We start from the raw sequence: 22,144 nt of genomic DNA, 5'->3' as shown, positions 1-22,144 counted from the left end.
CCTCCCACGCAGGACACCTCCGCAGATCCCCCGAAAACCACGACAACCCCCAGCCCGCCGCGCGGTAGCGGTGATCCGGCCAGGCCGCCCGCAAGGGGGGAGGACGATCTGCGGCAGAGGGAAGTGTCACCCAGCGCCGCTACGGTGATCCGCCATGGACGATCATTACCCCCCGGCCGAGGAAGTCCTGACCCTCTCCGACCCCCTGCGCCGAGATCTGCACCTGCGGCGCGGCGGCGCACTCCCCATGAAACCGGGCGTCTTCGACCGGGCGATGGGCGAGGTCGCCCCCGACGACACCGCCGACCCCGGCGCCCCGGACGCGGCGGCGAAACTGGCTGACAAGCACTCCGGCCACATCGAGGCGGTGCTGTCGGCCGCTGCCAGCGACCCAGCCCTGGTCGCGCACGCGCGAGCGTACCTCGACGGCGCCGACGACCCCACCGGGGCGGCGGCCATCGCGTCGATCGTCGACCGCGCACAGCACAGCGACCAGACACCGCGAACCTTCACCGACGGATGGATCGCCTCCCGCGGGCTCGCCTTCGCCGCCTGCGCGCTCACCGAGCTGAGCGACATCGCCTCCTCGGCGGAAGACCTGCGCCCGCTGAACTTCCTCCGGCAGATCGACCCGGCGAGCCTGCGCCGGGTCCGGGGCCTGCTGGCCCTCTGCCCCGAGGAGGAGTACGAACGGGCGGTGGAACGGCTGGCCGCGCACCGCGGCACCCGATCCCGGCGGCTCATCGCCTCCTACCTGGTACCCACCCGGCACGACTGGGCGGAGGAGTGCTGCGCCGACCCGCCATTGACCGAATGGGGCTCGAACGCCTTCTACCGCGAACGACTGTGGGCGTCGGTGAGCACGCCCCGACACCTCGAACTGCTCGGCTGGAGACTGGAAGAATCCGACTTCACCCCGTTCACCTTCGGGATACGCGCCACCATGGCCGACGGCGTGGGCCCGGCGATCGCTCCGGTTCTGGTCGACGCCTGGGACCGGATCAGGATCTACAAGCCGTGGCGAGAGCGGCTGGTCGAGCTGATCTCCCTGCTTCCGAGCGACGAAGCGTTCAAACTGCTCCTGGAGCGATACGAGCGGGAGTTCGCACGTGAGCGCCTTCTCGCGGCGATGGAGCACTTCCCCGTCCGGGCGGCACGGGTGTTGTCCGCCGTGGCCGCGAGCGACTCGACCTCCGCCCTCCTCGCCGCCGCACTGCTCCCCATGCACCTCAAGGCGCACCCCGAACTGCGCGGGCCGGACCCGGCGCCGAGGATCCCCGACGCGCCCGGCGAGGACCTTCCCGCCGTGCTGACCGCGCCGGGCCGGGCGCCCCGCCTGCCCGCATACGCCGACCCCGATTTCCTGCCGCAGGTGCTGCTCAAGGACGGCGGCCGAGCCCTGCCCGCCGCCGCCACCAGAAGGCTCGTCGCACTGGCGAAGAAACCGGACGAGCGGCTGGACGCGGTCCGCGACGCCTGCGACCGGCGATCACTGGCCGACCTGGGCTGGACGCTGTTCCTGCACGGCGACGCCTGGGCGCTGCCCGCGCTGGGACAACTCGGCGACGGCCGGACGGCTCGCGACCTGGCAGCCCTGATCCCCGGCTGGGTGGCGCGGGGCACCAGGGCCCGCGCGATCAAGGCGGTCGACGCCATCGCCCGGATCGGCACCGAGGAGGCACTGAAGACGCTCGAAGAACTGGCGCAGACGGGCCCGGACCACGCGGTCCGGGACGCCGCGGCGAGGGCGCTCCCATAACCACGCGGGGACGGCCACGACACGGTGGCCGTCCGCCGCGCTATCCCGTGAGCGTGTTCCGGCACTTCTCAACGCCCCCCGACCGGGGGAGCAACTCGTGTTGACTAAGCCGAGATTAGTCAACTACGGTTGCACCCATCCTTGCCGGAAACACACCAAGGACACCACCATGCCCAAACTCCTCACCATCGCCCTCACCACCCTCACCCTCACCGCAACCCCCGCAACCACCACCGACCGACCCACCACCCCCCAACACCTCCTCAACCAAGCCACCACCAACGGGGGAGTACCCGGCATCGTCGCCCACATCCGCCGCCCCGGCCACACCTGGTTCGGCACCGCAGGCGTCGCCGACCTCACCACCAAGAACCCCAGAAAACCCGGCGAACACTTCCGCATCGGCAGCCTCACCAAAGCCTTCACCGCCACCATCACCCTCCAACTCGCCGCCGAACACACCCTCACCCTCGACGACACCGTCGCCCACTGGCTCCCCGGCACCGTCGAACAACACACCGGCGCCGACGGCACCGCCATCACCATCAGACAACTCCTCAACCACACCAGCGGACTACCCGACACCAACCCCGGCCAGCCCACCCCCAAACCCCAACAGCCCGGCAAACACTTCATCTACTCCAAACTCAACTACACCCTCGCCGGAATGATCATCGAAAAAGCCACCGGCACCACCCTCACCCACCAGATCACCCACCGCATCACCCGCCCCCTCAAACTCACCGCCACCCACCTGCCCACCACCGACCCCACCATCCCCGACCCCCACCCCAAGCACTACACCAAAACCGGCGACACCATCCACGACGCCACCACCACCGACGTCTCCTGGGCCTGGGCCGCAGGCGGCATGATCTCCACCACCGACGACCTCCACCGCTTCCTCACCGCACTCCTGCGCGGCCGCCTCCTCCCACCCGCCCAGCAACGCGACCTCCTCACCACCGTCCCCACCGGCACCGACTGGATCCCCAACACCCGATACGGCCTCGGCATCTTCGCCCAAACCCTCACCTGCGGCCGCACCGTCTGGGGCGGAGGCGGCGCCATCACCGGCTCCTGGACCTACGCCATGGCCAACCGCCAAGCCACCCACACCCTCGTCACCAACACCAACGGCGACTGGAACAACCCCCTCACCACCTTCACCGCCCTCCTGGAGAACCGCTACTGCCCGCCCGCGAAGAAAACCCCCTGACAGACCCACTCACCCACGAAGAATCCACCCGCACCGCAGCCCGAACCACGGGGGAGCGGACCCCGCGTACGGATCACGGGGGAGCGGACCACAGAACCCCAGGCCCGCCGCACGCTCGACCCGACCGGCCGATCCAGGCGGCGACGACCTCAGGCCGCGCACCCGCAACGGTTCACGACCGAACCCGGCATCCAGACCTGGCCCCACCACATCGTTCCCCATCAAGGGGCCCCTTTCGGTTGTGTACCAGGAAACGTGCCCGCGACACGCGCTCCTCACTTAACGGCCCCACGTGCACTCCCGGCGCCAACCCAGCTAACACCTCGCGATGAATCAGCCCGTCATTTCCCGACGGCCGTTTCACTCACGTCGGGGAGATTCCCGTCTTCCACGACGACCGGTGCGCCGCCTCCCGCCGCCTTGATCCCCGGCCGAAACCGGAAGGAGAGGTAGGCGACCTTGACGCCGCCGGAGTCATGTCGCCCGCACACGTGCGCGCACGCCGCCATCCGGCCTGGCGCAGATGATCCGTACCGGCGGAAGAAGTCCGTGGAAGCCTGCCGCGTCCAGACGCCGGGATGCGTCATGGACGGCCCAAGAAACCATCCCAGCTATACCAGACAGAATTCACCTTCTGTCTGGTATAGCCCAAATCAGAGCTTTCTGACGAAGCGGGCGGCGGCCCGATGGCTCATACCCGTCTCGCCACGAACCAGATAGACCGCATCGCGCACCCGCTGATTCCGCTTGAGGGCTCGCGCCTCGTCGGCGAGACCGGTACTCGGGATCAGGCGATTCCTGGGCCGCCGGGCCAACCGGACCGCCAGCATGATCAACGACATGGCGCCGGCGGCGATGATCACCGTCAGCACGGTAAGGACAGCCGTAGACATGACCATCGCCCTGCCCGCAGGAGCCGCCTTCATGTTCCGCATCCGGAAACGGCGGCGACCAGGTGCCGACGGGTGAACGTCATGACCGCAAGCTCGCCCGAGAAGCCCGCACCGCCAGCGGGCGCGCTCCGGCGTGACCGTGAAACGTCGCATCCAGCGGCCGGTACCGTCGCCCTGCGGCCCCGGCCTCACGGTCGCGCTCGGCGCCGGACCGGCCTCAGGCGGCGAAAGGCGACCGTCGCCTGAGGCCGTTCGGCGGCGGCGCCTCGCCGTTCGACACGGCACCGACCGGCGCACTTCGGCGGGCTTCGCGGCCCGTGTTCCTGATTGCTTGATAATGAACATTATGTCAAGTAGTAAGAAGTTGACCCTCCTCTCAAGCGTGTCGGTGCTGCTTCGGCCGCCAGACACGCGGCCGCGGAGTCAACGGTCAGCGCGGGAAGCGGTAGCGGATCTGGCTGTACGTCTCGCCCTTGCCGAAAGCGAATCCGACCTTCGGATCGATGCGGTACAGCAGAACCTTGCCGGAGCGGATGGTGTCACCGAGGCCATGCCAGGTGCCCTCCGGGCTCGTCAGGAGGTCGCCGTACTTGCTCTCGTAGGCGTCGGCGGTGGTGCCGCGTTCAGCCGGGTCGCACACCAACGCGGCACGTCCCTCGATGGTGATGTCGATACCGTCGAGAACGTTCGTGCCGGTCGTCATGACGCAGTGGTCGTTGGCGTGGAGGTTGCGCGCCTTGCGCTCTTGGTCGCCGGTGGCGAAGTACAGGGCGCCGCCGGTCCAGACGGCCAGCAACGGTGTCACGTGGGGCCGGCCGTCGGGACGGACGGTGGACAGCCAGAACAGTCGCGCCTGCTCCAGCTCACGCAGTGCGATCGGCCAGGGGATCACGTCAGCGCCGGAGTCGCTGAAGGGGCCGATCTCGGCAACCGGGTCGCAGTCGGACATGGAAGCTCCTCAATGGGTCAGGCGGGAATGCGGTCGGTCACGATCTGGTCAACGGGAGGCGCCGCGGTCTCTTTGGTGACCGGTGCCGATCGCTTGCCGAGCATGGCCAGAGCGATGACCAGGCCCAGTGCCGCGACGAGGCCGACCACGCCGAACGCGGCCTGATGTCCGGGAACCAGCGTCTGCGGCGCGGCGATCCCAGGCGTGGGTGCATGCGCGGCGACAACGCTGCCGGCGATGGCTACGCCGAGGGCGGTGCCAACCGCGAAGCAGGTATCGGCGAGTCCGGCGGCCAGACCGGAGTGCCGTTCGGCGACACCGGTGAACGCCGCGATCTGGGCACAGACGGTGGCGGTGCCCATGCCCGCTCCGAAGACCAACAGGGCAAAAGTCAGCAGTTCCGGTGAGCTGTGCTCGGACACCACCCGGGTGAGCAGCAGGCAGGCTCCACCGAGCAGGGCAGTGCCGCAGGTCGCGACCGGACGCACGCCGATCCTGGTCACAACCCGCTGGCAGACCAGAGCGCCGACGACGGCCGCCACGGTCATCACCCCGGCCGTGATGCCGAACCGCACGGGCGACCAGCCGAGCACCGACTGCGCGTGGGTGGTGAGGATGATGAGCATGCCGTCGACCGCCGTGCCCGTGACGAGAAGCAGGAGGCCGCCGCCGACCGGGGAACGCGACCGCAGGACCCCGAACGGCACCAGCGGCGCCTTGGACCGCCGTTCGATCATGACAAACAAGCCGGTCAGCGCCATCGCACCCGCCAGCGGCCCGAGGACCTGGTGGCTGGACCATCCGCCGTCAGGGACGCCGGTGATGGCGTAGACGAACAGCACGAGAGCCGAAGTGACCGTCAGCGCCCCGGCCAGGTCGAAGGAGCGGACACGCACCTCGTTCCGGCTCTCGATCAGCATCACCGGCGCGAGGATCAGCACTGCCACCCCGACCGGGACGTTGATCCAGAAGACCCACTGCCAGCCGAGCGTATCGGTGATCAGGCCGCCCAGCAGCAGCCCGGCGGTGGCACCGAACCCTCCGATCCCACCCCAGATTCCCAGTGCCCTGTTCCGCTCGCTGCCTTCGGCGAAGGCGTTCATCACCATGGACAAGGCTGCGGGGGCGATGATGGCGGCCGACACACCCTGCAAAGCGCGGGCTGCGACCAGGGCTTCGACCGTCGGGGCGAACCCGCATCCCAACGAGGCCAACACGCGCAGCGACATTCCGGCCAGGAAGACCCTGCGGCGGCCGAGCAGATCGGCGGCGCGGCCGCACAACAGCAGCAGGCCCGCAAAGGCCAGTGCGTAGGCCGTGACCGCCCACTGGACGGTGGTGCCGTGCGCCCGAAACTCCCGCTCGATGGCCGGCAGGGCGGTGAGCAAGCTGGTCCCGTCCAGGATGGTCATGAAGAACGCCGTGCCCAGCAACACCGGCACCCGCCACCTCAGGGCGGCCGCCCGCGGGCTCAATCGTGCCCTCCCGCGCCCAGCTCGACGCCCAGCGCGTCGAGCCAGTCGCCGGTGCCGTGCTCCCGCCAGGAGGGCTCCTCCCGGCCGTCGAGGAAGGCGCCCTGCTCGGTGAGGAGCAGCCGCGTGCCCCCATCGGCCGGGCAGAAAGCCACGGTCGTCAGCGACACCGTCGCCAGGTCGTCTCCCACGTGCAACATGGAGGTGTAGACGATGCGCTCGTCCCGGACGATGTCGCGGTACAACGACTCGAACGTCGTCGACAGGCCGTTGTCCGGGTGGCTGCGGTTGATCTCCCGGCCTCCGACCCGGAAGTCCAGTTCATGGTCCGCATCGGGGGTGGAGAACCAGCGGGCCTTCGCTTTCGGGTCGGCCCATGCCGCGAAGGTCCGGGCCGCCGTGGCCGGGTAGAGGCGTTCGAGGGTGAACGTGGTGTGTGTGACTGAACGGTCGATCATCACAAGCTTCCTTGCTCCGGTGTGCCGGGATCATCGAGGAGGTGGTCGCCGAGCCGGTCCAGGCGCCGTTCCCAGGACGTGCGCTGCTCGGCAAGCCAGTCCTCGGCCGTCCGCAGCACGTCCGGCTCGATGCGGCAGGTGCGGACGCGGCCGATCTTCTCGGATCTGACCAGCCCGCACGCTTCCAGCACCTGGATGTGCTGCATGACCGCCGGTAACGACATGTCCAGTGGCCTGGCCAGTTCGCTGACCGGCACCGGTCCGCGGATCAGGCGCTGCACCATCGCCCGGCGCGTTCCGTCCGCCAGCGCCTGGAACACCCGGTCCAGCGATCCGCCATAGTTAGGCATGTCCTTAACTATGGGTCGGCGCACCTTTATAGTCAAGTGATTCCTTAACCAATGACCCGATCGTGGTGGTCCGACCTGCGGGCGGTCTCGCGCATTCGATCCTTTTCTCGTACAACCACGGCGAACGGACATGCAGCACTGGGTGATGCTCGGAGCCGGCCCCGGTGCGAGGGTCGGCGGTACAGCGGATGGCAGCTGCAGCTGTTCCGCTTCCAAGTCGGTTCATCGGACGAACCAGCGACCGAGCCCGGGGACGGGGGCGCGCTCCGGCTGCCGCGTGCCCGGGTGGTGCCCCTGTCCCTCCCCCGGCCGCGTACAAAGCGGCGGTCGAGCGGTATCTCACCGGCGCGGGCGTCGCGAAGTCCTCCGCGCGGGTCTACCGGATCTCGCCGCGGTCTCCCCCGCGTCGGCCTGGGCGTCGACGACCACAACCTCCGCGCGGCCACGCCCTGTCTCCGGCTCGGCTACGAGGACACCGGCTGCCGTTACCTCGACCACTATCACCACCTTGACGACCACGGCATCCGCCGCGAAGTGGCCGGCCCGTGCCGGTTTCTGATCAAGCCGCTGCGCGCACGGACGCTCAGGTAGCGGATGCCGGGCAAGCGCCCTTCGTGGTCGCATTCGACCCACGCGTTAGGCGGTCGCCATAGGCGTCGAGCTGTTCGGGGGTCTTCGATCAGGGCGGGCTGGCATAGCAGCAGTGGTACAGGGCGATGATCTCAGCGGGGTCGAGCCGGGTCATGAATGCGCCACCGCCTTTCCCAGTCGTGTGATGGGCACGATGGTCAGTGCGGCCGTTGCGGCCAGGATGGCGAAGGCGAGGCGGAAGTCGGTCATGGCGTCACGCAGGATGCCCACGAGCATGGGAGCCGATGCGGCGCAAGCGTACCCGACGAAAAAGGCCATCGCGCTGATTCTGCCCGCCTCGGCAGAGTCGCGGCTGACCGCTACCGGCACAGTCAGCACCAGGGTGAACAGGCCGCCGTGCCCGACGCCCAGGGCGAGGATCCACAGCCAGGTCATCGTGGCGGGCGCGAGGGCCAGGCCGGTGAAGCCGAGCGCGGTCAGCGCCGCCGTGAGCGCGAGCCCCACGCGCAGGTCGCGCCGTTCACCGAGCGCTGCCGGTACGGCCAGCATCGCGGCCACCTGGATGCAGATCATCAGGGTGAGGAGCGTCCCGGCTCCGGCGCCGAGGCCGTTCTCCTGGAGCAGGGGAACGACCCAAGCCAGTTCGCAGTAGTACAGGGCGGAGTTGGCCGCCGACAGCGCGGTCACCCGCCAGGCCGCACCGCTGCGCCAGGGCAGCCTGGTGGTGGGCAGGCCCGCGGGGGCGGCCACCCGGTCCAGAGCCAGGGAGGGCCGGGATGCCGTCCATGCCGCCGCCCCGGCCAGCGCGAGGACCGACCAGGACGCCAGCGCGCCCGGCCAGGAGCCGAGGAAGTCGGCCAGCGGCGCGCTGACGCCGGCCGCGACGGCGCCGCCCGCGCCGAGCCCTGCGGTGCAGACACCGGTGGCCAGGCCCGCGCGGTCGGCGAAGCGGCTCTTGACGATGGCGGGCAGCAGTGTCTGGGTGATGGCGATGCCGGCCCCGACGACCGCCGCGCAGCTCAGTTGCAGCCAGGTGGATCCGCCGGCGAGGCGGGCGGCGGTGGCCGCGGCGATGACGATCAGGCCGAGCAGCACCCCGCGATGGAGCCCGAACCGGCGGCCCGCCGCGGCGGCCAGCGGTGCGCACAATCCCATGGCCAGCGTGGGCACGGTCGTCAGCAGGGCCGCAGCGGTCGCGGTCAGATCCAGGTCGGCGCGGATTCGGTCCACCAGTGGCGAGACCGCGGCGATCGCCGGCCGCAGGTTGGCCGCGGCCACGAACATCGCCAGTCCTGCCATCCCGAGCACCTGCTTGCCGGGTGGCGAGGTGATCGACGTCATGAACACTCCAATGATCTCGGACAGTTTCTGTCCGCATTCCGTCGCAACTCGGACAAACTATGTCTGAGTTGGGTAGGCTGGCAACCATGAAGCTGTCCAACGGCGTGGAGTGGGCGCTGCACAGCTGCGTCACCCTGAGCCAGAGCCGCGAACCCGTCCCCGCGAGCCTGCTCGCAGAACTGCACGGCACCCCTCCCTCATACCTGGCCAAGCACCTGCAGGCGCTCTCGCGCGCCGGCATCGTGCACTCCACGGCCGGACAGGCGGGCGGATATGAGCTGACTCGCCCCGCCGCCCAGATCTCGGCACTGGAGGTGGTGCGGGCCATCGACGGCGGCGAGCCCGCCTACCGGTGCACCGAGATCCGTCAGCGAGGCCCGCTCGCCCTCCCCGCCGCGCGATGTGAGCGGCCGTGCGCGATCGCCCGTGCCATGGCCGCGGCCGAGGATGCCTGGGCCGATGCCCTGCGGCACGTCACGGTCGCCGACCTCGCCGCCCGCATCGACGCCGACAGCGAAGGGACGGCGATGACCGCTGTCAGCAGCTGGCTGGCCGCCGCACGCCAGGGATCCGGCCACGCGACGCGACAAGGTCGTACTCATGTCCTCGGGTGATTTCGTGCTGCGAAATCACCTCAGCCGGCCTCTCTTCGGGGTCACCGCTTCGACGGGAGCTCTCGCCAACGTGCACCAGCCGGCATCGGGGTCGGTCTCCGGGCGCTGAAAGCCGTTCGGGTTCCCCCGCCGCCCATGCCGGCGGAGGCGCGCGATGCTTTCGCGTTCTCCCCCGCATTGTGGCTGCGGACTGAAGGTGTTCGCACGGTTCCGCCCCGATCGCCGACGTTGTTCCGTTGCTGGAGCCTCAGGCGTCCGATGTCCGCCCCGTGCGCGTGGTACTGGCAGGCGTGGCGGTGGAACCTCGGCTGCGGCGGGCTCCGGTCCTCCGCGCGTCCGTCGCGAAGGCTTTCGAGGCGTCGCCGGCCCCTTCCCTGGGCCGGCGTTCGGGCGCGCACTGTCCGAGGCTCCGCGACGCATCGCCACTGGGCGCATGGGCTGTACCACTCCATGCGGATTCTTGCAGGGGCCGGTCCACACCCGCGCCGACCTGCCCAGGGCGCGGGTGCCGGCCCACCGCGCCACGCCGTCGCCGGCTCCAGTGCGCCGTCCTGGCGCCCCTGGGCTACTTCAGCAACAGAAGAACCGTAGATCCAAACCCCTCGAAGGAGATCTTGACCTGCGGTTCTTCACACTCTGAGTAGTCCCGACGGGGCACACGGCAGATGGATGCGGGATGCGCCTCTGGTCATCGAAACCGTGTGTTCGCTGGACCGATCTGTCATGTGAGAAGCGGTTCGCTTCGGGTGCGGGTGAGTCTCGCCGACGAGGTCAGCGAGACAGTCCGACTGCCCCGGACGTCGCGTCGCTTCTTCGATCCGCCCGACAGGGATCAGGCCGTCGAGGACGTCGACGAACTGGGACGCGGGGCATGGCTTCGAACTCGTTTCGTGAGTCGTCGTTCAGCACCGCGTGCGTATCGGGTGACGGATGCTCAGCGATGACTGGGCCCGCCGGTCAGTAGACGCCTCCGATGATGCGGAAGTCGCTCTCGACGCCTTCGACGATGCGGAAGTCGCGCTCGAAGCCGTCGGGGAGAGCCACCAGCGCCTTCTGGTATGCCTCGCTCTCGTATGCCGCGACGGCCTGTTCAAAGCTGTCGAACTCGATCAGAACGACGCGTTGGGTGATTCCGGCCTCGTAGGCGACGACTCGACCGCCGACGGACAGGACGCGCCCGCCCCCGGCCTGGACAGCCGCACCGGCCAGCTCGTCGTAGGCAGCCAGCCTCTCAGGGTCGGTACTGGCGGGGTAGACACTGACCCAGTAGCCCTTGGCCATGGAAACCTCCGGTGTTCGGCAGGACACGTCCGACTTCGAATAGACACTCAGATCGATCGATCCCGGCGACGGGGTACTGCGGCCGGCTGAATCGTCATATGCGCAGGTTAGGGCTTGATGTGCGGTCGAGGGAAAGACCGGTACGAGATAGACTCAGAACGGATCGTTATCAATCGGCAGGGAGGGCGCGTGGCGCCGGACACGGTGAGCCTGCGGTACTTCCTGGTGCTGGCGCAGGAGTTGAACTTCACCCGCGCGGCCGCACGGATCGGCATCGCACAGCCCGCACTCAGCGCCCGGATGCGCCGATTGGAGGCGGAACTCGGTACGGCCCTGCTGGTCCGCAACACGCGTAGCGTCGTATTGACCGCGGCCGGTGCGGCTTTGGCGGAGTCCGCGCCGCCCGCGCTGGCGGCGCTGGACCGGGCATGGGACACCGCCCGGAGCGCGGCGGCCGGTGAACTGGGCACGCTGCGCATCGGATACAGCCTCAGCGCCGGGGCCGAGACGGCACCGGCCCTGGTGGACAGGCTGATTCGCGACAACAGCGGACTCGAGGTCGGCGCGGTCCCGATGGCGACGCCGGAGATCTCCCCCGCGGTCGCCGACGGCCGCATCGATGCCGGGATCACCCGCGGTGAGCAGCCGGGCCGTGGCGTGCGCCGGTTCCCGCTGCGGCGGATGCGCGTCGGGGTCCAGCTGGCGCAGCATCATCCGCTGGCCGAACACCCGGAGATCGAGATCGCCGACGCGGCCGCGTATCCGTTGCGACTCCCGGACCGTGCGGCCAACCCCGTGGTCCACGATCAGCTGTCCGCACTGTTCCGAGACATCCGACCACACCCGCGATTCCACACGCCCGCAGTCTCTTTCGACATGTCCCAGCGCGACCTGCGCGACGGGGTCACCCTCGCCCCGGCCGGAGAAGCCGCGGCCACGGTACAACCGGCCGGTCTCACCTGGCGACCGCTGCGGGGCGCGCCCAGCCTGACGATCCACCTGGTCCTCCCCCGCGAGCAGTCGCCGCTGCACCGCCGCATCCGTGCCGTCGCCGAAACCCTGGCGCACGAGCTGCGCTGGCTGCCGGACTGACGCGCAAGAGGTCAAGCGAGACGGACGCCTGCGGTGGCCAGGCCGAAGACCTTGCGCCCGGCGGACTTCGCGGTGACGACGACGGCGGTCTTGCCGGATGTCCGACACGACCTCGCTACGCCGGCGGATCAGCATCCGATGCTGGCCCCGGGGCCGGTCCGAGTCGTACACCGCGGCGAGCCCCGCCCGGGATCTCGGCGGACGCCGTGCCTTCGCCGACGCCGACCCGGACAAGCACGGGTGGCCGGCGGGAACGCCCGCCGTCAACGGCGTCCATGACGTCGGTCAATGCCTGACGCCAACCACTGCTCCATTGCTTCCCGAGGCCGGCGTAGGGGGTTGTTCTCCCTGATCATGCGAAGCATTCGCACCGCTGAAGACTCCATGTCTGGCCCAGCAAAACCACTTCTGATATTGCGAGGTGGCCATGTGGGGCGGCAGCACCAAGCGGTACCCAGGCGTTCGACAACCCCGCCCTGCTCCTCAACCGCCGCCGCGGACGCCTGTCGACCGGGGCCGCCGACCAGCTCGCCACCGACGACATTCTCGCCATGGCCGGCGCCCTGTCCGCCCACATCCTCCGGCACACCCTCGCCGCCAACCTGCTACGCGCGGGCGTCGACATCGTCGTCGCCGAACTACCCGGCCACGCCCGCCTCGGCACCACCCGCCGGTACACCCTGCCCATCCACGCCGGCCTCGAAGACGCCGTCGGACGCCTCCCACCGATCAACTGGGCACCGCTGATCTGGGCGAACTCGAACGGGTGTACCTGGTTGCACGACTCTCACCGATACCCCGATCCGTCGGTGTGGTTGCCGTTGGGGGTCGCGGGTCGCGGTGGACGGGGTGGCGGTGGGGCACTCGCTGGTGTTCGGCGAGGGGCGGGAGGTCCCGCCGGGGCGTTCGGGGTGTGCGGGCCGCTCCCCCGGGTTCAGGTGAGGAAGGTCAGGACGGTCTGGAGGAATTGCCGGGGTGCGTTCTGGTGGATGAGGTGTCCGGCGTCGATGGTGACGGTGTGGGCGGTGGGGATGAGTGCGGCGGTGGCGGCCGCGTCGACGTGGCTGGTGGGGCCGCCGGCGATGACGAGGGTGGGGGTGGCGATGCGGTGGAGGGCGGCGGCCCAGCCGGGGTCGGGGTGGGTGAACTGGTGTTCGGTCTGGTGGAGCATGGCGGTGTCGTAGCCGGTGGCGTCGTCGTCGGCGGTGAGGGGCGGGCGGTCGACGGGCAGGGGTGCGGGTGGGTCTTCGAGGATGAGGTGGGTGAGGCGGCCGGGGTGGCGGGCGGCGAGATGGTAGGCGATCATGCCGCCGAGTGAGTGGCCGATGAGGGCGGTGCGCGGGGTGGTGGTGGCGTCGAGGAAGGCGACGATGTCGTCGGCCATGTCGGGCAGGTGGTAGGTGCCTGGCCGGCTGCTGTCGCCGTGGCCGCGCAGGGTGACGGCGCGCACGTGGTGGTGCTGGGCCAGGGGGTGGATGACGGTGTTCCAGTCGTGGTGGTTGGCGGTGCGGCCGTGCAGGAGGGTGAGGGGTGGTTTGCGGGGGTCGCCGAGTTCGCGGTAGGCGAGGGTGATGCCGCCGGGTGTGGTGATCTTCTGGTCCATGGGGGTCAGGATAGTGAGGGGGCGAGGTGGCGCCGGCGGCCGGCGAGCGGTGTTGTGCCGGTGGTGGACGCCGCAGGTGGAGGCGGCTTCGATCACGGCGGGAGGTCGCGCCAGCGTTCGGCCGAGGCCAGGGCGTCCAGGCTGATCCGCTCCAGGAACGCGCCGCCTCTGGCCAGGCGGCGTCCTACGGGTGTGTCGGGCCCGAGTGCCTGCCCGGCCGCCTTCGCGATCTCGGCCGCCGCGAGCGTCCGGCGTGAGCTGAGCACCGTCGAGTGGTACCAGGCGTCGTCGTCGACGACGTAGATGTCGCGACGCCGTCGCGGATCGCGTTCGCGCCTGATCAGCCCCTGCTGGGTCAGGTAGCCCACTGCCGTGGAGATCGAGGCGGGGCTGACCTTCAGCCCGCGCGACAGTTCGGCCGCGGTGAGCTTGCCGTCCTGGCTCAGCCACAGGCCGATGAGGACGCGCGCCATCATTTTCGGCAGGCCCATTCCGATCACCATGTCGACGGCGCCCGCTTCCACGTCGAAGACCTCGCGCTCGCGGGGTCCGGCCCCGGGTGGGCGTGCCGGGGTGCCGCGCCGGGCCCGGCGCGCTGTGGCCTGGTGTGCGCGCTCGGGGCGGTAGTCGGCGGGGCCGCCGTTGCGGCCGACTTCTCGGCTGATCGTCGAGGTGGGCCGGTTGAGCCGTCTGGCGATCTCGGCGTAGGAGCGGCCGTCGGCCAGACCGGTCGCGATGCGCTGGCGGTCTTGCCGGGTCAGTCTTCCTTCTGGCATCTGTCCATGATTGCGTTCGGCGCCAGACAACGCAATGCCTCATTGCATTCAGCTTCACTGTCAACGCATGAATATATGAGCAATGACCTGCGCTTATGCATTTCAGTTAATTGACGTAATTTTTGAAGGCAACGTAGCTTTCAGTTGTGATGAACACGAACTGCCGTGACGAGCCGGTCCGTCCGTCTCTCGACCGTGCGCCCGGGTGCCCGTTCGACCCGGCCCCTTCGCTCACCGCTCTGCGCGCGCAGCGGCCGATCGCCCCTCTGGCCGTGCCCGAGGGCGCCCCCGGAGTCTGGATGATCACCGGATACGACCTGGTCCGCCGGGTTCTCGCCGACCCGCGCTTCAGCTCCCGCTACGAAACCCACTACCACCCCCTGGCGGGCGGGCGTCTGCCGCCCGCTCCCGTCGGCGACCTGACCGGCATGGACGCTCCCGGGCACACCCGGTTCCGTAAGCTGCTGGCGGGCAAGTTCACCGTCCGCAGGATGAACGTGCTCACCGAGCGGATCACCGAGATCACCCGTGAGCGGCTGGATGCGATGCAGCGGCAGGGGCCGCCCGCCGACCTCGTCGAGGTCTTCGCGCAGCCGGTCCCGGCGCTGGTGATCTGTGAGCTGCTGGGCGTGCCGTACGGTGAGCGTGATCGGTTCCGGAGTTCCACGCGGGCCCTGTCGGAGGCCGGGACCGCGCAGGCGCAGTACGCCGCCTTCGTCGAGCTCGGCGCGTACCTGCGGGAGCTCGCGCTCGCCAAGCGGGCCGAGCCGGCCGACGATCTGCTCAGCGACCTGGCCACCGGCGGCGACCTGACCGACGAGGAGCTCGGCGGCGTGGCCGCGTTCCTGCTCGGCGCCGGGCTCGACACCACCGCCAACATGCTCGCGCTGGGCGCCTTCGCCCTGCTGGGCGACCCGGCCCGGCTCGCCGTCCTGCGCGGCGGGCCCGACGCGGTCGCCGGCGCCGTGGAGGAACTGCTGCGGTACCTGTCCGTCGCCGCCACCGGGATGCGCGGCGTGCTGGAGGAGGTGGAAGTCGGCGGCAGGCGGCTGCAGGCGGGCGACACGGTCGTCGTCGCGATCAACGCGGCCAACCGGGATCCGGCCAGGTTCGGCGACCCCGACGTGCTCGATCTGCGCCGCTCGGCGGCCGGGCATCTGGCTTTCGGTCACGGCGTCCACCAGTGCCTCGGTCAGCAGCTCGCCCGCGTCGAGATGCGGGTCGCGCTCGCCGCGCTGTTCGCCCGATTCCCGTCGCTGCGGCTGGCCGTACCGGCTGAGGAGCTGTCGTTGCGTACCGACCCCTCGCAGGTGTACGGCGTGCGCAGCCTGCCCGTCACCTGGGATCGGGGGTGACGGCGATGCGGGATTTCGTCGAGGTGAGGGGGCTGCGCAAGTCGTACGGCGCCCATCGCGTCCTGGACGGCGTCGATCTCGCCGTCCCGCAGGGCACCGTCTTCTCGTTGCTCGGCCCGAACGGCGCGGGCAAGACCACCGTGGTGCAGATCCTGTCCACCCTGATCAAGGCCGACGCGGGCGAGATCCGGGTCGCCGGGCACGACCTGGCCGAGGAACCCGACGAGGTGCGTGCCGCGATCGGCGTCACCGGCCAGTTCTCCGCGGTCGACGGCTTGCTCACCGGTGAGGAGAACCTGCGGCTCATGGCCGACCTGCTCCACCTCGGCCGCGCCGGGGGCCGTACGCGCGTGCGCGAACTGCTGGAGCGCTTCGACCTCACCGAGGCCGCGCGCAGGCCCGCGCTCACCTACTCGGGCGGCATGCGCCGCCGGCTCGACCTCGCCATGACCATGGTCGGCACGCCCGGGCTCATCTTCCTCGACGAGCCGACCACGGGCCTGGATCCGCGCAGCCGCCGTACCATGTGGCAGATCGTCAGGGACCTCGTCCGGCGCGACGGCGTGAGCATCTTCCTGACCACCCAGTACCTGGAGGAGGCCGACGAGCTCGCCGACCGTGTCGCGCTGCTCAGCCGGGGCCGGCTGGTGGCCGAGGGCAGCCCCGAGGAGCTCAAGCGCATGGTGCCCGGCGGCCACATCGTCGTGCGTTTCGCCGACCCCGACGGCTACCGCAGGGCGGCGGGCCGTCTCGGTGCCGGCTCCGCCGACGACGCGGCGCTCACCGTCCAGATCCCGCACTCCGGTGGGGTCGGGGCGCTGAGGACGCTGCTGGAGTGGCTGGACACGCACGCCGTCGAGGTGGCCGAGGTGTCGTTGCACACCCCCGACCTCGACGACGTCTTCCTCGCACTGACCCAGGAGTCCTCGCGATGAGAGCGATCACCGACTCGGCGACGATGCTGCGGCGCCAGGTCAAGCACATCTGGCGCCATCCCACGCTGATCCTCACGTTCGCGGCCGTGCCCGTGGTGTTCCTGCTGCTGTTCGTCTACGTCTTCGGCGGCACCATGGGCGCGGGCATCGGCGCCGGCCGCGCCGCCTACGTCGGCTACCTCGTCCCCGGCATCATGATCACGACGATCATGGGGGCGGCTCAGGGAACCGCGATCTCGGTGGCGAGCGACATGAGCGAGGGCATCATCGCCAGGTTCAAGACCATGGCCATCGCCCGCGTCTCGGTGCTCACCGGGCATGTGCTCGGGGCGATGGTGCAGACGTTCCTCGCGATCGCGATGGTGGGCGTGGTGGCGGCGCTGATCGGGTTCCGCCCGTCCGCCTCGGTGGCGGGCTGGCTCGGCGTGATCGGCGTGCTGGCCGTGTTCACCTTCGCGATCACCTGGCTGGCGGTCGCGCTCGCCCTGGTCTCGAAGAGTGTGACCACGGCCAGCAATCTGCCGATGCCGCTGATGCTGCTGCCCTTCCTCGGCAGCGGCTTCGTCCCGACCGACTCGATGCCGGATGTCCTGCGCTGGTTCGCCGAGCGCCAACCGGTCACCCCTGTCATCGAGACGCTGCGCGCGCTGCTGGCCGGGCGTCCGGCCGGGTCCGGCCTGCTGGAGGCGGCCGTGTGGAGCGCGGGCATCGCCCTGGCCGGCTATCTGTGCGCGCGCAGGCTCTACAACCGGTGAGGTGAAGGTGTTCAAGCGTGTGCTTCCGGCGCTCGGCCTGCTGGTTCTCGCGCCGCTGGTCGGCGAGTATCTGCTGGGCAACATCGCGATCGACGCCCTGCCGATGATCGTCGGGCTGATTCCGCTGTACGGCGGTGGCGCGCTGCTGATCCGCGAGGTCGCCCGCCGGTGGCGGCTGGGGTGGCCGGGGATCGTCCTGCTCGGGCTCGCCTACGCCGTGATCGAGGAGGGCCTGCTCACCCGGTCGCTGTTCGATCCCGACTATGTCGGGTTGCGGTTGCTCGACTACGGGTTCGTTCCGGCGCTGGGCATCGGCGCCCACTGGAGCGTGTTCGTCCTGGCCATCCATGGGGTGTGGAGCATCGCGGTGCCGATTTCGCTGGTCGAGGCGGGCTCACGCCGGCCGGGCACGCCCTGGCTCGGCGTGGCCGGCCTCGCCGGGGGGGCCGTCCTGTTCCTGCTGGGCGGCGCGGTGCCCATCGCTCTGGCGGGTCCGGCCCTCTACCCGTTGTCGGCCGCTCAGATCACCTGGACGCTGATCGCGGCCCTTGCCCTGATCGTCGCCGCGTTCCTGTCCGCGCGGTTGCGCCGCCCTGCTCTTTCGGCCGCGTCGGCCGGCCCGTGGATCGTCTTCGCGATCACCGTCGTGGCGGGGCTGGCGTTCTTTCTGCCCAGCGTGCTCGCCCTGGCGGGGATCGAGCTGGAGTCCGTCGTGCCGGCGTGGGTCACGGTCGGCTTCTACCTCGCGCTCTACGCCACGATGACGGCGCTCGTCCTGCGCTGGTCACGGCGCGCGGGCTGGGGGCCCTGGCACAGGTTCGCCCTGGGTGCGGCCGGCCTGCTCACCTACGCCTGGCACAGTTTCCGGCAGGAGCCGAGTTTCCCGGCGCCCGCGCACGTCGACGTCCTGGGCAACGTGGTCTTCACACTGGCCGCCCTCGGGTTGCTCGCCTTCGTGGCGGTACGGCTGCGCCGGTGGGACGAGCGCTTGCCCGATCGGGCCGGCGGGTTCCGTTGAGGGCCCGGGGCCGGCCAGGAAGCGGGTCGCGAGCGCTCCTGCGCGCAGCCGGTTCGGGTGCCCACCCGTCGGGTTGCGGTGGATTGTGATCCTCGCCACGTTGGGGCGGGGCGTGGCTGGTCGGGAGGGGGTGAGATTGACGGGCGGTTTGACGGGTGGTGGAAATTCCGCCTGGGAGGGTTTGGTGGCGCTTAGGCTGGTTTCCTGGTACGCAACCGAAAGGGGACCCTGATGGGGAACGATGTGTTGTGCCAGGTGTGCCGGGGTGTGCTGCCGGCCTCGGAGCGTGAGGCGTACACGACCTCGCGCAGCCGGTTGATCCTGTCCAACGGCTACTGCCCGGGCGGGTGCGTGCAGGAGCGGGCCGCCGCCCCGGTTCAGGTTCCGCAGGCGCAGGTCGCGCCGGCGCCGTTGCCGGTGCGGCCGGTGGCGCGGGCACGTTAGGTTTCGTGCCAGTAGTCGCGGGTGCGTACGGCCAGGCCGCTGGGGTCGAAGGTGACGAAGACGCAGCCCGCGAGGGTGGCGGGTCCGTCGGTGACGCGGTATTCGATGGCGGCGTCCGGCCCGTCCACGAGGGGGGCGCCGAAGCGGACGACGGGTGCGCGTTCGCCGGCGAAGGCCGCGCGCAGGTAGTCGGCGATGGCCGCTTTGCCGTGGTGAGGCGGGCGGAAGGGCATGGAGGTGTGGACCGCGTCCTCGGCGTAAAGGGTGAGGATGGCGGTGACGTCGTGGTGGGTCCAGCCGTGCTGCCAGGTGCGGGCGAAGCGGCGGGCGGCTTCGCGGGGGTCCATGGTCATGGGGTGTAGGGGCGGGTGCGGGTGACGGCTGTGCGCGGGAGGGGCCCGTACAGGTGGGGGAAGCCGTTCTCCTCGCGGACGTCGAGTCCGGTGGCGTCGATCTCCAGGACGAGCAGGGGTTCGGTGACGTCGGCGTAGAAGGTGGCGGCGACGGTGCGCAGCTGGCGCTCGTCGTGGCTGCAGTGGATGAAGCCGATGTCGTCGAGGGTGTGGCCGAGGGTGGAGATGCGGTAGTGGTCGCCCGCGTCGTGCCAGTCGGCGGCCAGGGCGAGGTGGAGGATCATGTGAGCGCTTCCAGGGTGCGGTCGGCGTCGGCTCGGGCGGCGCGGGCGTGGAAGGACAGGCGGGTACGGCCGGCGCGGCCGGCGGCGTCGTGGGTGAAGCGGGCGGGTGGCGGGCCGTGGCCGGCGGTGTCGAGCCGGCCGGGGTGTGCGTCCCAGTGGGCGGACAGGTCCATCGTTTCAGCGTAGTGGCGTGTTGCCCCACCCCGCATTTGTCAACTAGAGTTGCTTTCATGTCGGGTGTTGAGATTCCGCGTGACCCCGCCGACGCGCTGGCGGCGGTCGCGGCACTGAGGCGGCTGGCCGACCAGATCGAGGACGCCGCCGTCGAGCAGGCGATGCGCGCGGGCTGGGGGTGGCCGCAGGTGGCCGAGGCGCTGGGGGTCACCCGCCAGGCCGTCCACAAGAAACACGCCCGCAGGCTGATCGCCGCGGGCGTCAGCCTGCGCAGGCGCTGAGGCCCGCGAGCCGGCGCCGGGACGAGCGCGGGTCCCGGGCCGGGCGCCGCTAGCGCAGGTGGGAGCCGGTACGGCCGGTGTAGATGCGCGAGCCGCCGTCCCACTCGCCGTAGGCGAAGGAGGTGACGTTGCGGTCGTTGACCATCAACGTGTAGCAGCTGCTCCCGCCGGCGGGCACGACGCAGGAGTAGGTGCGGCCGTCGCTGTCGCGGGTGACCCGGGCGATGCCGGGGAACTGGCTGTACGGTTCCCAGCGGGCGTTGCTGATACGCGCCCAGGCGGCCCGGCAGGAGGGGCTGTAGCGCAGTTCGAGGATCGCGGCGCCGAGGGTGAGGCTGTCGAGCGTCCGGGCGTCGCCGCCGCAGTAGGCGGCCGGGTCCTTGCCGTCGCAGGCCGAACCGGAGCAGGCCAGGGCCTGGGCGGCGGTGAACTCGGGTTCGGGCGCGGGTTCGGCGCGGGCGGGCGCGGCCAGGGTGAGCGCGGCGAGCAGGAAGGAACCGAAGGTGACGGCGGCGGCGCGCATGGCGTTTCCTCTCCGGAGGCTGCGGGGCCGGTGCATGGCAGGATCATCGCCCACCGGGACGGCCCGGATCGAGGCGTTTGCGCCCCACGTCAAAGGCGCAGGTCGGCGGGCGGGGCCGGGGCGGGGCCGGGGCGGGGCGCACACGGGGCGCACGGCCTGCTACCGTTGTCGGCTATGAGCGGCATCTGAGGAGTTCTCAGGGGACTGTGGGTCCCCCACGCGGTCCGGCGCCGGTAGGCGCCATCGCCTGAGACATCCGTGGAGTCGTTCCCTTGTTCTTTCTCGCTCGCCGCGAGCGGGAGCCCGTCACCGGAGGTGCCCGCAGGGCACGCTGGGTGACGCTCGCCTTCCTCGCGCTACTGCAGTTTCTCATCGCCGTCGATGTGACGGTGGTCAACGTCGCGCTGCCGTCCATCGGCGCGTATCTTCAGGCCGCCCCCCACGAGCTCACCTGGGTCGTCACCGGGTACACCGTGGCCGGGGGCGGGCTGCTCATGCTCGGCGGCCGGGTGGCCGACCTGCTGGGCCGCCGCCGCACGCTCGTGGCCGGGGCGGCGGTGTTCGCCCTGGCGTCGCTGGCCGCGGGGCTGGCGCCGTCGCTGCCGCTGCTGGTGCTGGCCCGCTTCGCCCAGGGCGTCGGCGAGGCACTGGCCCTGCCGGCGGCGATGTCGCTGCTGGCGGTCATGTTCCCCGAGCCCCGGGAACGGTCGCGGGCGCTGGGGGTGTGGGCGGCGGTGGCCAGTTCCGGGCTGGTGCTCGGATTCCTGGTCTCCGGCGTGCTCACGCAGCTGGCCGGATGGCGGTGGATCTTCCTGGTGAACCCGCCGCTGGTGCTGGTGGTGCTGTGCGGGGTGTGGCTGCTGGTGCGCCCCGACGGGCCCGTGGTGCGGCGCCCGATCGCCGTCGCGGGCGGGCTGCTGCTGACGGCCGCGCCGCTGCTGGCGGTCTACGGCCTGGCCGGGCTGGGCGAGGGCGACGGCTCCCCCGTCGTCGCGGCGGCGGCCTTGGCGGCGGTCGCGGCGTCCGCGGCGGCGTTCGTGCTGGTCGAGCGGCGCTCGGCGCATCCGCTGGTGCCGCCGTCCTTCTTCTCCTCCCGGGTGCGGGTGGTGGCCAACGGGGCGACGGCGCTGCTGAGCGCCGCCCTGTCGGCGGCGTTCTTCCTGCTGACGCTGTCGTTGCAGCAGGAGCGGGGGCTGTCGCCGATCGCGGCCGGGGTGACGTTCCTGCCGCTGGCGTTCACGCTGATCGCCACCGGCGTCGTGGTGCCGGGGCTGATCCGGCGGGCCGGGCTGGGCGCGGTGGCGCTGGCGGGGATCGCGGTCACGGGGGCGGGGGTGGCGTGGCTGGCGCTGGCCCCGCCGGAGGGCCGGCTGCTCGTGGCGGTGGTGCCGGGCATGGTGCTGCTGGCCTTGGGCATGGGGGCCGGGCTGGTGGCGCTGCAGAACGCGGCGCTGCACGGCGTGAGCGGCGACGACGCCGGGATGGCCTCGGGTGTGCAGCGGTGCGCCGACCAGCTCGGCGGCGCCGCGGGCGTCGCCTTGTACGTCGGGGTGGGATTCTCGCCCGTGGTGGCGGGGGGCGCCGACCCGTACACGGTGGCCTACGGGCTGGCGGGTGCGGGGCT

The 22,144-nt window shown here is 70.8% G+C and carries 24 protein-coding genes and 1 pseudogene; 12 read left to right on the top strand and 13 right to left on the bottom strand.

Features of this window, described 5'->3' with window-relative positions:
- Nucleotides 1-154: 154 nt before the first annotated feature.
- Together ABD120_RS35950 and ABD120_RS35945 are read left to right on the top strand one after the other, a co-directional pair.
- The gene (locus ABD120_RS35950) at nucleotides 155-1,759 is read left to right on the top strand and encodes a HEAT repeat domain-containing protein (protein ID WP_343954832.1); all 1,605 of its coding nucleotides are present in this window, start codon (nucleotides 155-157) and stop codon (nucleotides 1,757-1,759) included.
- Nucleotides 1,760-1,928: 169 nt separating this feature from the next.
- Nucleotides 1,929-2,978: a serine hydrolase domain-containing protein gene (locus ABD120_RS35945; RefSeq protein WP_343954831.1), complete on the top strand. Its 1,050-nt coding sequence runs from the start codon at nucleotides 1,929-1,931 to the stop codon at nucleotides 2,976-2,978.
- A gap of 653 nt (nucleotides 2,979-3,631) precedes the next feature.
- Here ABD120_RS35945 and ABD120_RS35940 read toward each other — a convergent pair.
- The 6 genes from ABD120_RS35940 to ABD120_RS35915 form a co-directional block, all read right to left on the bottom strand.
- On the bottom strand, nucleotides 3,632-3,841 hold the full coding sequence (locus ABD120_RS35940) for a hypothetical protein (protein WP_343954830.1): 210 nt from the start codon (nucleotides 3,839-3,841) through the stop codon (nucleotides 3,632-3,634).
- 460 nt (nucleotides 3,842-4,301) lie between these two features.
- On the bottom strand, nucleotides 4,302-4,820 hold the full coding sequence (locus ABD120_RS35935; protein ID WP_343954829.1) for a pyridoxamine 5'-phosphate oxidase family protein: 519 nt from the start codon (nucleotides 4,818-4,820) through the stop codon (nucleotides 4,302-4,304).
- 17 nt (nucleotides 4,821-4,837) lie between these two features.
- A complete protein-coding gene (locus ABD120_RS35930; RefSeq protein ID WP_343954828.1) occupies nucleotides 4,838-6,262 on the bottom strand; it encodes an MFS transporter in 1,425 nt (474 codons plus the stop codon).
- A 29-nt stretch (nucleotides 6,263-6,291) separates the two neighbouring features.
- On the bottom strand, nucleotides 6,292-6,750 hold the full coding sequence (locus ABD120_RS35925) for an SRPBCC family protein (RefSeq protein WP_343954827.1): 459 nt from the start codon (nucleotides 6,748-6,750) through the stop codon (nucleotides 6,292-6,294).
- A complete protein-coding gene (locus ABD120_RS35920; RefSeq protein WP_343954826.1) occupies nucleotides 6,750-7,136 on the bottom strand; it encodes an ArsR/SmtB family transcription factor in 387 nt (128 codons plus the stop codon). Before ABD120_RS35920 ends, ABD120_RS35925 begins: the two co-directional genes overlap by 1 nt.
- Nucleotides 7,137-7,841: 705 nt before the next feature.
- Nucleotides 7,842-9,032: an MFS transporter gene (locus ABD120_RS35915; protein ID WP_343954825.1), complete on the bottom strand. Its 1,191-nt coding sequence runs from the start codon at nucleotides 9,030-9,032 to the stop codon at nucleotides 7,842-7,844.
- Between the two features lie 86 nt (nucleotides 9,033-9,118).
- Here ABD120_RS35915 and ABD120_RS35910 point away from each other — a divergent pair, with 86 nt between their 5' ends.
- Nucleotides 9,119-9,646 carry an RrF2 family transcriptional regulator gene (locus ABD120_RS35910; RefSeq protein WP_343954824.1) on the top strand — a complete coding sequence of 176 codons (528 nt, stop codon included), beginning with the start codon at nucleotides 9,119-9,121 and terminating at the stop codon, nucleotides 9,644-9,646.
- Between the two features lie 957 nt (nucleotides 9,647-10,603).
- Here the strand turns inward: ABD120_RS35910 and ABD120_RS35905 are convergent.
- Nucleotides 10,604-10,927, bottom strand: a complete 324-nt coding sequence (locus ABD120_RS35905; RefSeq protein WP_343954823.1) for a DUF1330 domain-containing protein — start codon at nucleotides 10,925-10,927, stop codon at nucleotides 10,604-10,606.
- A gap of 189 nt (nucleotides 10,928-11,116) precedes the next feature.
- On the opposite strand from ABD120_RS35905, the gene ABD120_RS35900 reads away from it, so the two are divergent.
- Together ABD120_RS35900 and ABD120_RS35895 are read left to right on the top strand one after the other, a co-directional pair.
- Nucleotides 11,117-12,019, top strand: coding sequence for a LysR family transcriptional regulator (locus ABD120_RS35900; RefSeq protein ID WP_343954822.1), 903 nt, complete (start codon nucleotides 11,117-11,119; stop codon nucleotides 12,017-12,019).
- Nucleotides 12,020-12,432: 413 nt separating this feature from the next.
- Nucleotides 12,433-12,687: pseudogene (locus ABD120_RS35895) on the top strand (tyrosine-type recombinase/integrase); the annotation flags it as partial.
- Between the two features lie 266 nt (nucleotides 12,688-12,953).
- Here ABD120_RS35895 and ABD120_RS35890 read toward each other — a convergent pair.
- Together ABD120_RS35890 and ABD120_RS35885 are read right to left on the bottom strand one after the other, a co-directional pair.
- Nucleotides 12,954-13,622 carry an alpha/beta fold hydrolase gene (locus ABD120_RS35890; RefSeq protein WP_343954821.1) on the bottom strand — a complete coding sequence of 223 codons (669 nt, stop codon included), beginning with the start codon at nucleotides 13,620-13,622 and terminating at the stop codon, nucleotides 12,954-12,956.
- A gap of 92 nt (nucleotides 13,623-13,714) precedes the next feature.
- Complete coding sequence (locus ABD120_RS35885) at nucleotides 13,715-14,398, bottom strand: helix-turn-helix domain-containing protein (RefSeq protein WP_343954820.1); 684 nt, start codon at nucleotides 14,396-14,398, stop codon at nucleotides 13,715-13,717.
- 149 nt (nucleotides 14,399-14,547) lie between these two features.
- Between ABD120_RS35885 and ABD120_RS35880 the strand changes: the two genes are divergently transcribed.
- The 5 genes from ABD120_RS35880 (at nucleotide 14,548) to ABD120_RS35860 (ending at nucleotide 18,905) form a co-directional block, all read left to right on the top strand.
- Nucleotides 14,548-15,753, top strand: a complete 1,206-nt coding sequence (locus ABD120_RS35880) for a cytochrome P450 (RefSeq protein WP_343954819.1) — start codon at nucleotides 14,548-14,550, stop codon at nucleotides 15,751-15,753.
- 5 nt (nucleotides 15,754-15,758) lie between these two features.
- The gene (locus ABD120_RS35875; RefSeq protein WP_343954818.1) at nucleotides 15,759-16,688 is read left to right on the top strand and encodes an ATP-binding cassette domain-containing protein; all 930 of its coding nucleotides are present in this window, start codon (nucleotides 15,759-15,761) and stop codon (nucleotides 16,686-16,688) included.
- On the top strand, nucleotides 16,685-17,443 hold the full coding sequence (locus ABD120_RS35870; RefSeq protein ID WP_343954817.1) for an ABC transporter permease: 759 nt from the start codon (nucleotides 16,685-16,687) through the stop codon (nucleotides 17,441-17,443). Before ABD120_RS35875 ends, ABD120_RS35870 begins: the two co-directional genes overlap by 4 nt.
- Nucleotide 17,444: 1 nt before the next feature.
- A complete protein-coding gene (locus tag ABD120_RS35865; RefSeq protein WP_343954816.1) occupies nucleotides 17,445-18,461 on the top strand; it encodes a hypothetical protein in 1,017 nt (338 codons plus the stop codon).
- 231 nt (nucleotides 18,462-18,692) lie between these two features.
- Nucleotides 18,693-18,905 (top strand): hypothetical protein, encoded by a 213-nt coding sequence (locus ABD120_RS35860; protein ID WP_343954815.1) that lies wholly within the window; start codon nucleotides 18,693-18,695, stop codon nucleotides 18,903-18,905.
- Here ABD120_RS35860 and ABD120_RS35855 read toward each other — a convergent pair.
- From ABD120_RS35855 to ABD120_RS35845, 3 genes are read right to left on the bottom strand one after another with little or no spacing between them, the layout of a single operon-like run.
- Entirely contained in the window at nucleotides 18,902-19,258 is a 357-nt protein-coding gene (locus tag ABD120_RS35855; protein WP_343954814.1) for a nuclear transport factor 2 family protein, read from the bottom strand. The two genes, ABD120_RS35860 and ABD120_RS35855, sit on opposite strands and share 4 nt — an antisense overlap.
- Nucleotides 19,255-19,542, bottom strand: coding sequence for a DUF952 domain-containing protein (locus ABD120_RS35850; RefSeq protein ID WP_343954813.1), 288 nt, complete (start codon nucleotides 19,540-19,542; stop codon nucleotides 19,255-19,257). The genes ABD120_RS35855 and ABD120_RS35850 overlap by 4 nt, the downstream gene beginning before the upstream one ends.
- Nucleotides 19,539-19,715 carry a hypothetical protein gene (locus tag ABD120_RS35845; RefSeq protein WP_343954812.1) on the bottom strand — a complete coding sequence of 59 codons (177 nt, stop codon included), beginning with the start codon at nucleotides 19,713-19,715 and terminating at the stop codon, nucleotides 19,539-19,541. Before ABD120_RS35845 ends, ABD120_RS35850 begins: the two co-directional genes overlap by 4 nt.
- A 57-nt stretch (nucleotides 19,716-19,772) precedes the next feature.
- On the opposite strand from ABD120_RS35845, the gene ABD120_RS35840 reads away from it, so the two are divergent.
- Nucleotides 19,773-19,997 (top strand): hypothetical protein, encoded by a 225-nt coding sequence (locus ABD120_RS35840; protein ID WP_343954811.1) that lies wholly within the window; start codon nucleotides 19,773-19,775, stop codon nucleotides 19,995-19,997.
- Between the two features lie 49 nt (nucleotides 19,998-20,046).
- On the opposite strand, the gene ABD120_RS35835 is transcribed toward ABD120_RS35840, so the two are convergent.
- Nucleotides 20,047-20,520 carry a DUF2690 domain-containing protein gene (locus tag ABD120_RS35835; protein WP_343954810.1) on the bottom strand — a complete coding sequence of 158 codons (474 nt, stop codon included), beginning with the start codon at nucleotides 20,518-20,520 and terminating at the stop codon, nucleotides 20,047-20,049.
- A gap of 272 nt (nucleotides 20,521-20,792) precedes the next feature.
- Here ABD120_RS35835 and ABD120_RS35830 point away from each other — a divergent pair.
- Nucleotides 20,793-22,144: MFS transporter (locus tag ABD120_RS35830; protein WP_343954809.1), on the top strand; the 1,352-nt coding region annotated here is incomplete at its 3' end.

The organism is Nonomuraea longicatena, assembly GCF_039525605.1.
Lineage (GTDB): Bacteria > Actinomycetota > Actinomycetes > Streptosporangiales > Streptosporangiaceae > Nonomuraea > Nonomuraea longicatena.
Note: the sequence above shows the minus strand (reverse complement) of the source record. Positions and strands in the feature narration are given on the sequence as shown.

What these genes read in the sequence shown, in the direction of transcription:
- ABD120_RS35950 (WP_343954832.1), top strand. Translation starts at nt 155, where the DNA reads ATGGACGATCATTACCCCCCGGCCGAGGAAGTCCTGACCCTCTCCGAC.
- ABD120_RS35945 (WP_343954831.1), top strand. Translation starts at nt 1,929, where the DNA reads ATGCCCAAACTCCTCACCATCGCCCTCACCACCCTCACCCTCACCGCA.
- ABD120_RS35935 (WP_343954829.1), bottom strand. Translation starts at nt 4,820, where the DNA reads ATGTCCGACTGCGACCCGGTTGCCGAGATCGGCCCCTTCAGCGACTCC.
- ABD120_RS35925 (WP_343954827.1), bottom strand. Translation starts at nt 6,750, where the DNA reads ATGATCGACCGTTCAGTCACACACACCACGTTCACCCTCGAACGCCTC.
- ABD120_RS35915 (WP_343954825.1), bottom strand. Translation starts at nt 9,032, where the DNA reads ATGACGTCGATCACCTCGCCACCCGGCAAGCAGGTGCTCGGGATGGCA.
- ABD120_RS35910 (WP_343954824.1), top strand. Translation starts at nt 9,119, where the DNA reads ATGAAGCTGTCCAACGGCGTGGAGTGGGCGCTGCACAGCTGCGTCACC.
- ABD120_RS35905 (WP_343954823.1), bottom strand. Translation starts at nt 10,927, where the DNA reads ATGGCCAAGGGCTACTGGGTCAGTGTCTACCCCGCCAGTACCGACCCT.
- ABD120_RS35890 (WP_343954821.1), bottom strand. Translation starts at nt 13,622, where the DNA reads ATGGACCAGAAGATCACCACACCCGGCGGCATCACCCTCGCCTACCGC.
- ABD120_RS35885 (WP_343954820.1), bottom strand. Translation starts at nt 14,398, where the DNA reads ATGCCAGAAGGAAGACTGACCCGGCAAGACCGCCAGCGCATCGCGACC.
- ABD120_RS35880 (WP_343954819.1), top strand. Translation starts at nt 14,548, where the DNA reads ATGAACACGAACTGCCGTGACGAGCCGGTCCGTCCGTCTCTCGACCGT.
- ABD120_RS35875 (WP_343954818.1), top strand. Translation starts at nt 15,759, where the DNA reads ATGCGGGATTTCGTCGAGGTGAGGGGGCTGCGCAAGTCGTACGGCGCC.
- ABD120_RS35870 (WP_343954817.1), top strand. Translation starts at nt 16,685, where the DNA reads ATGAGAGCGATCACCGACTCGGCGACGATGCTGCGGCGCCAGGTCAAG.
- ABD120_RS35860 (WP_343954815.1), top strand. Translation starts at nt 18,693, where the DNA reads ATGGGGAACGATGTGTTGTGCCAGGTGTGCCGGGGTGTGCTGCCGGCC.
- ABD120_RS35855 (WP_343954814.1), bottom strand. Translation starts at nt 19,258, where the DNA reads ATGACCATGGACCCCCGCGAAGCCGCCCGCCGCTTCGCCCGCACCTGG.
- ABD120_RS35850 (WP_343954813.1), bottom strand. Translation starts at nt 19,542, where the DNA reads ATGATCCTCCACCTCGCCCTGGCCGCCGACTGGCACGACGCGGGCGAC.
- ABD120_RS35845 (WP_343954812.1), bottom strand. Translation starts at nt 19,715, where the DNA reads ATGGACCTGTCCGCCCACTGGGACGCACACCCCGGCCGGCTCGACACC.
- ABD120_RS35840 (WP_343954811.1), top strand. Translation starts at nt 19,773, where the DNA reads ATGTCGGGTGTTGAGATTCCGCGTGACCCCGCCGACGCGCTGGCGGCG.
- ABD120_RS35835 (WP_343954810.1), bottom strand. Translation starts at nt 20,520, where the DNA reads ATGCGCGCCGCCGCCGTCACCTTCGGTTCCTTCCTGCTCGCCGCGCTC.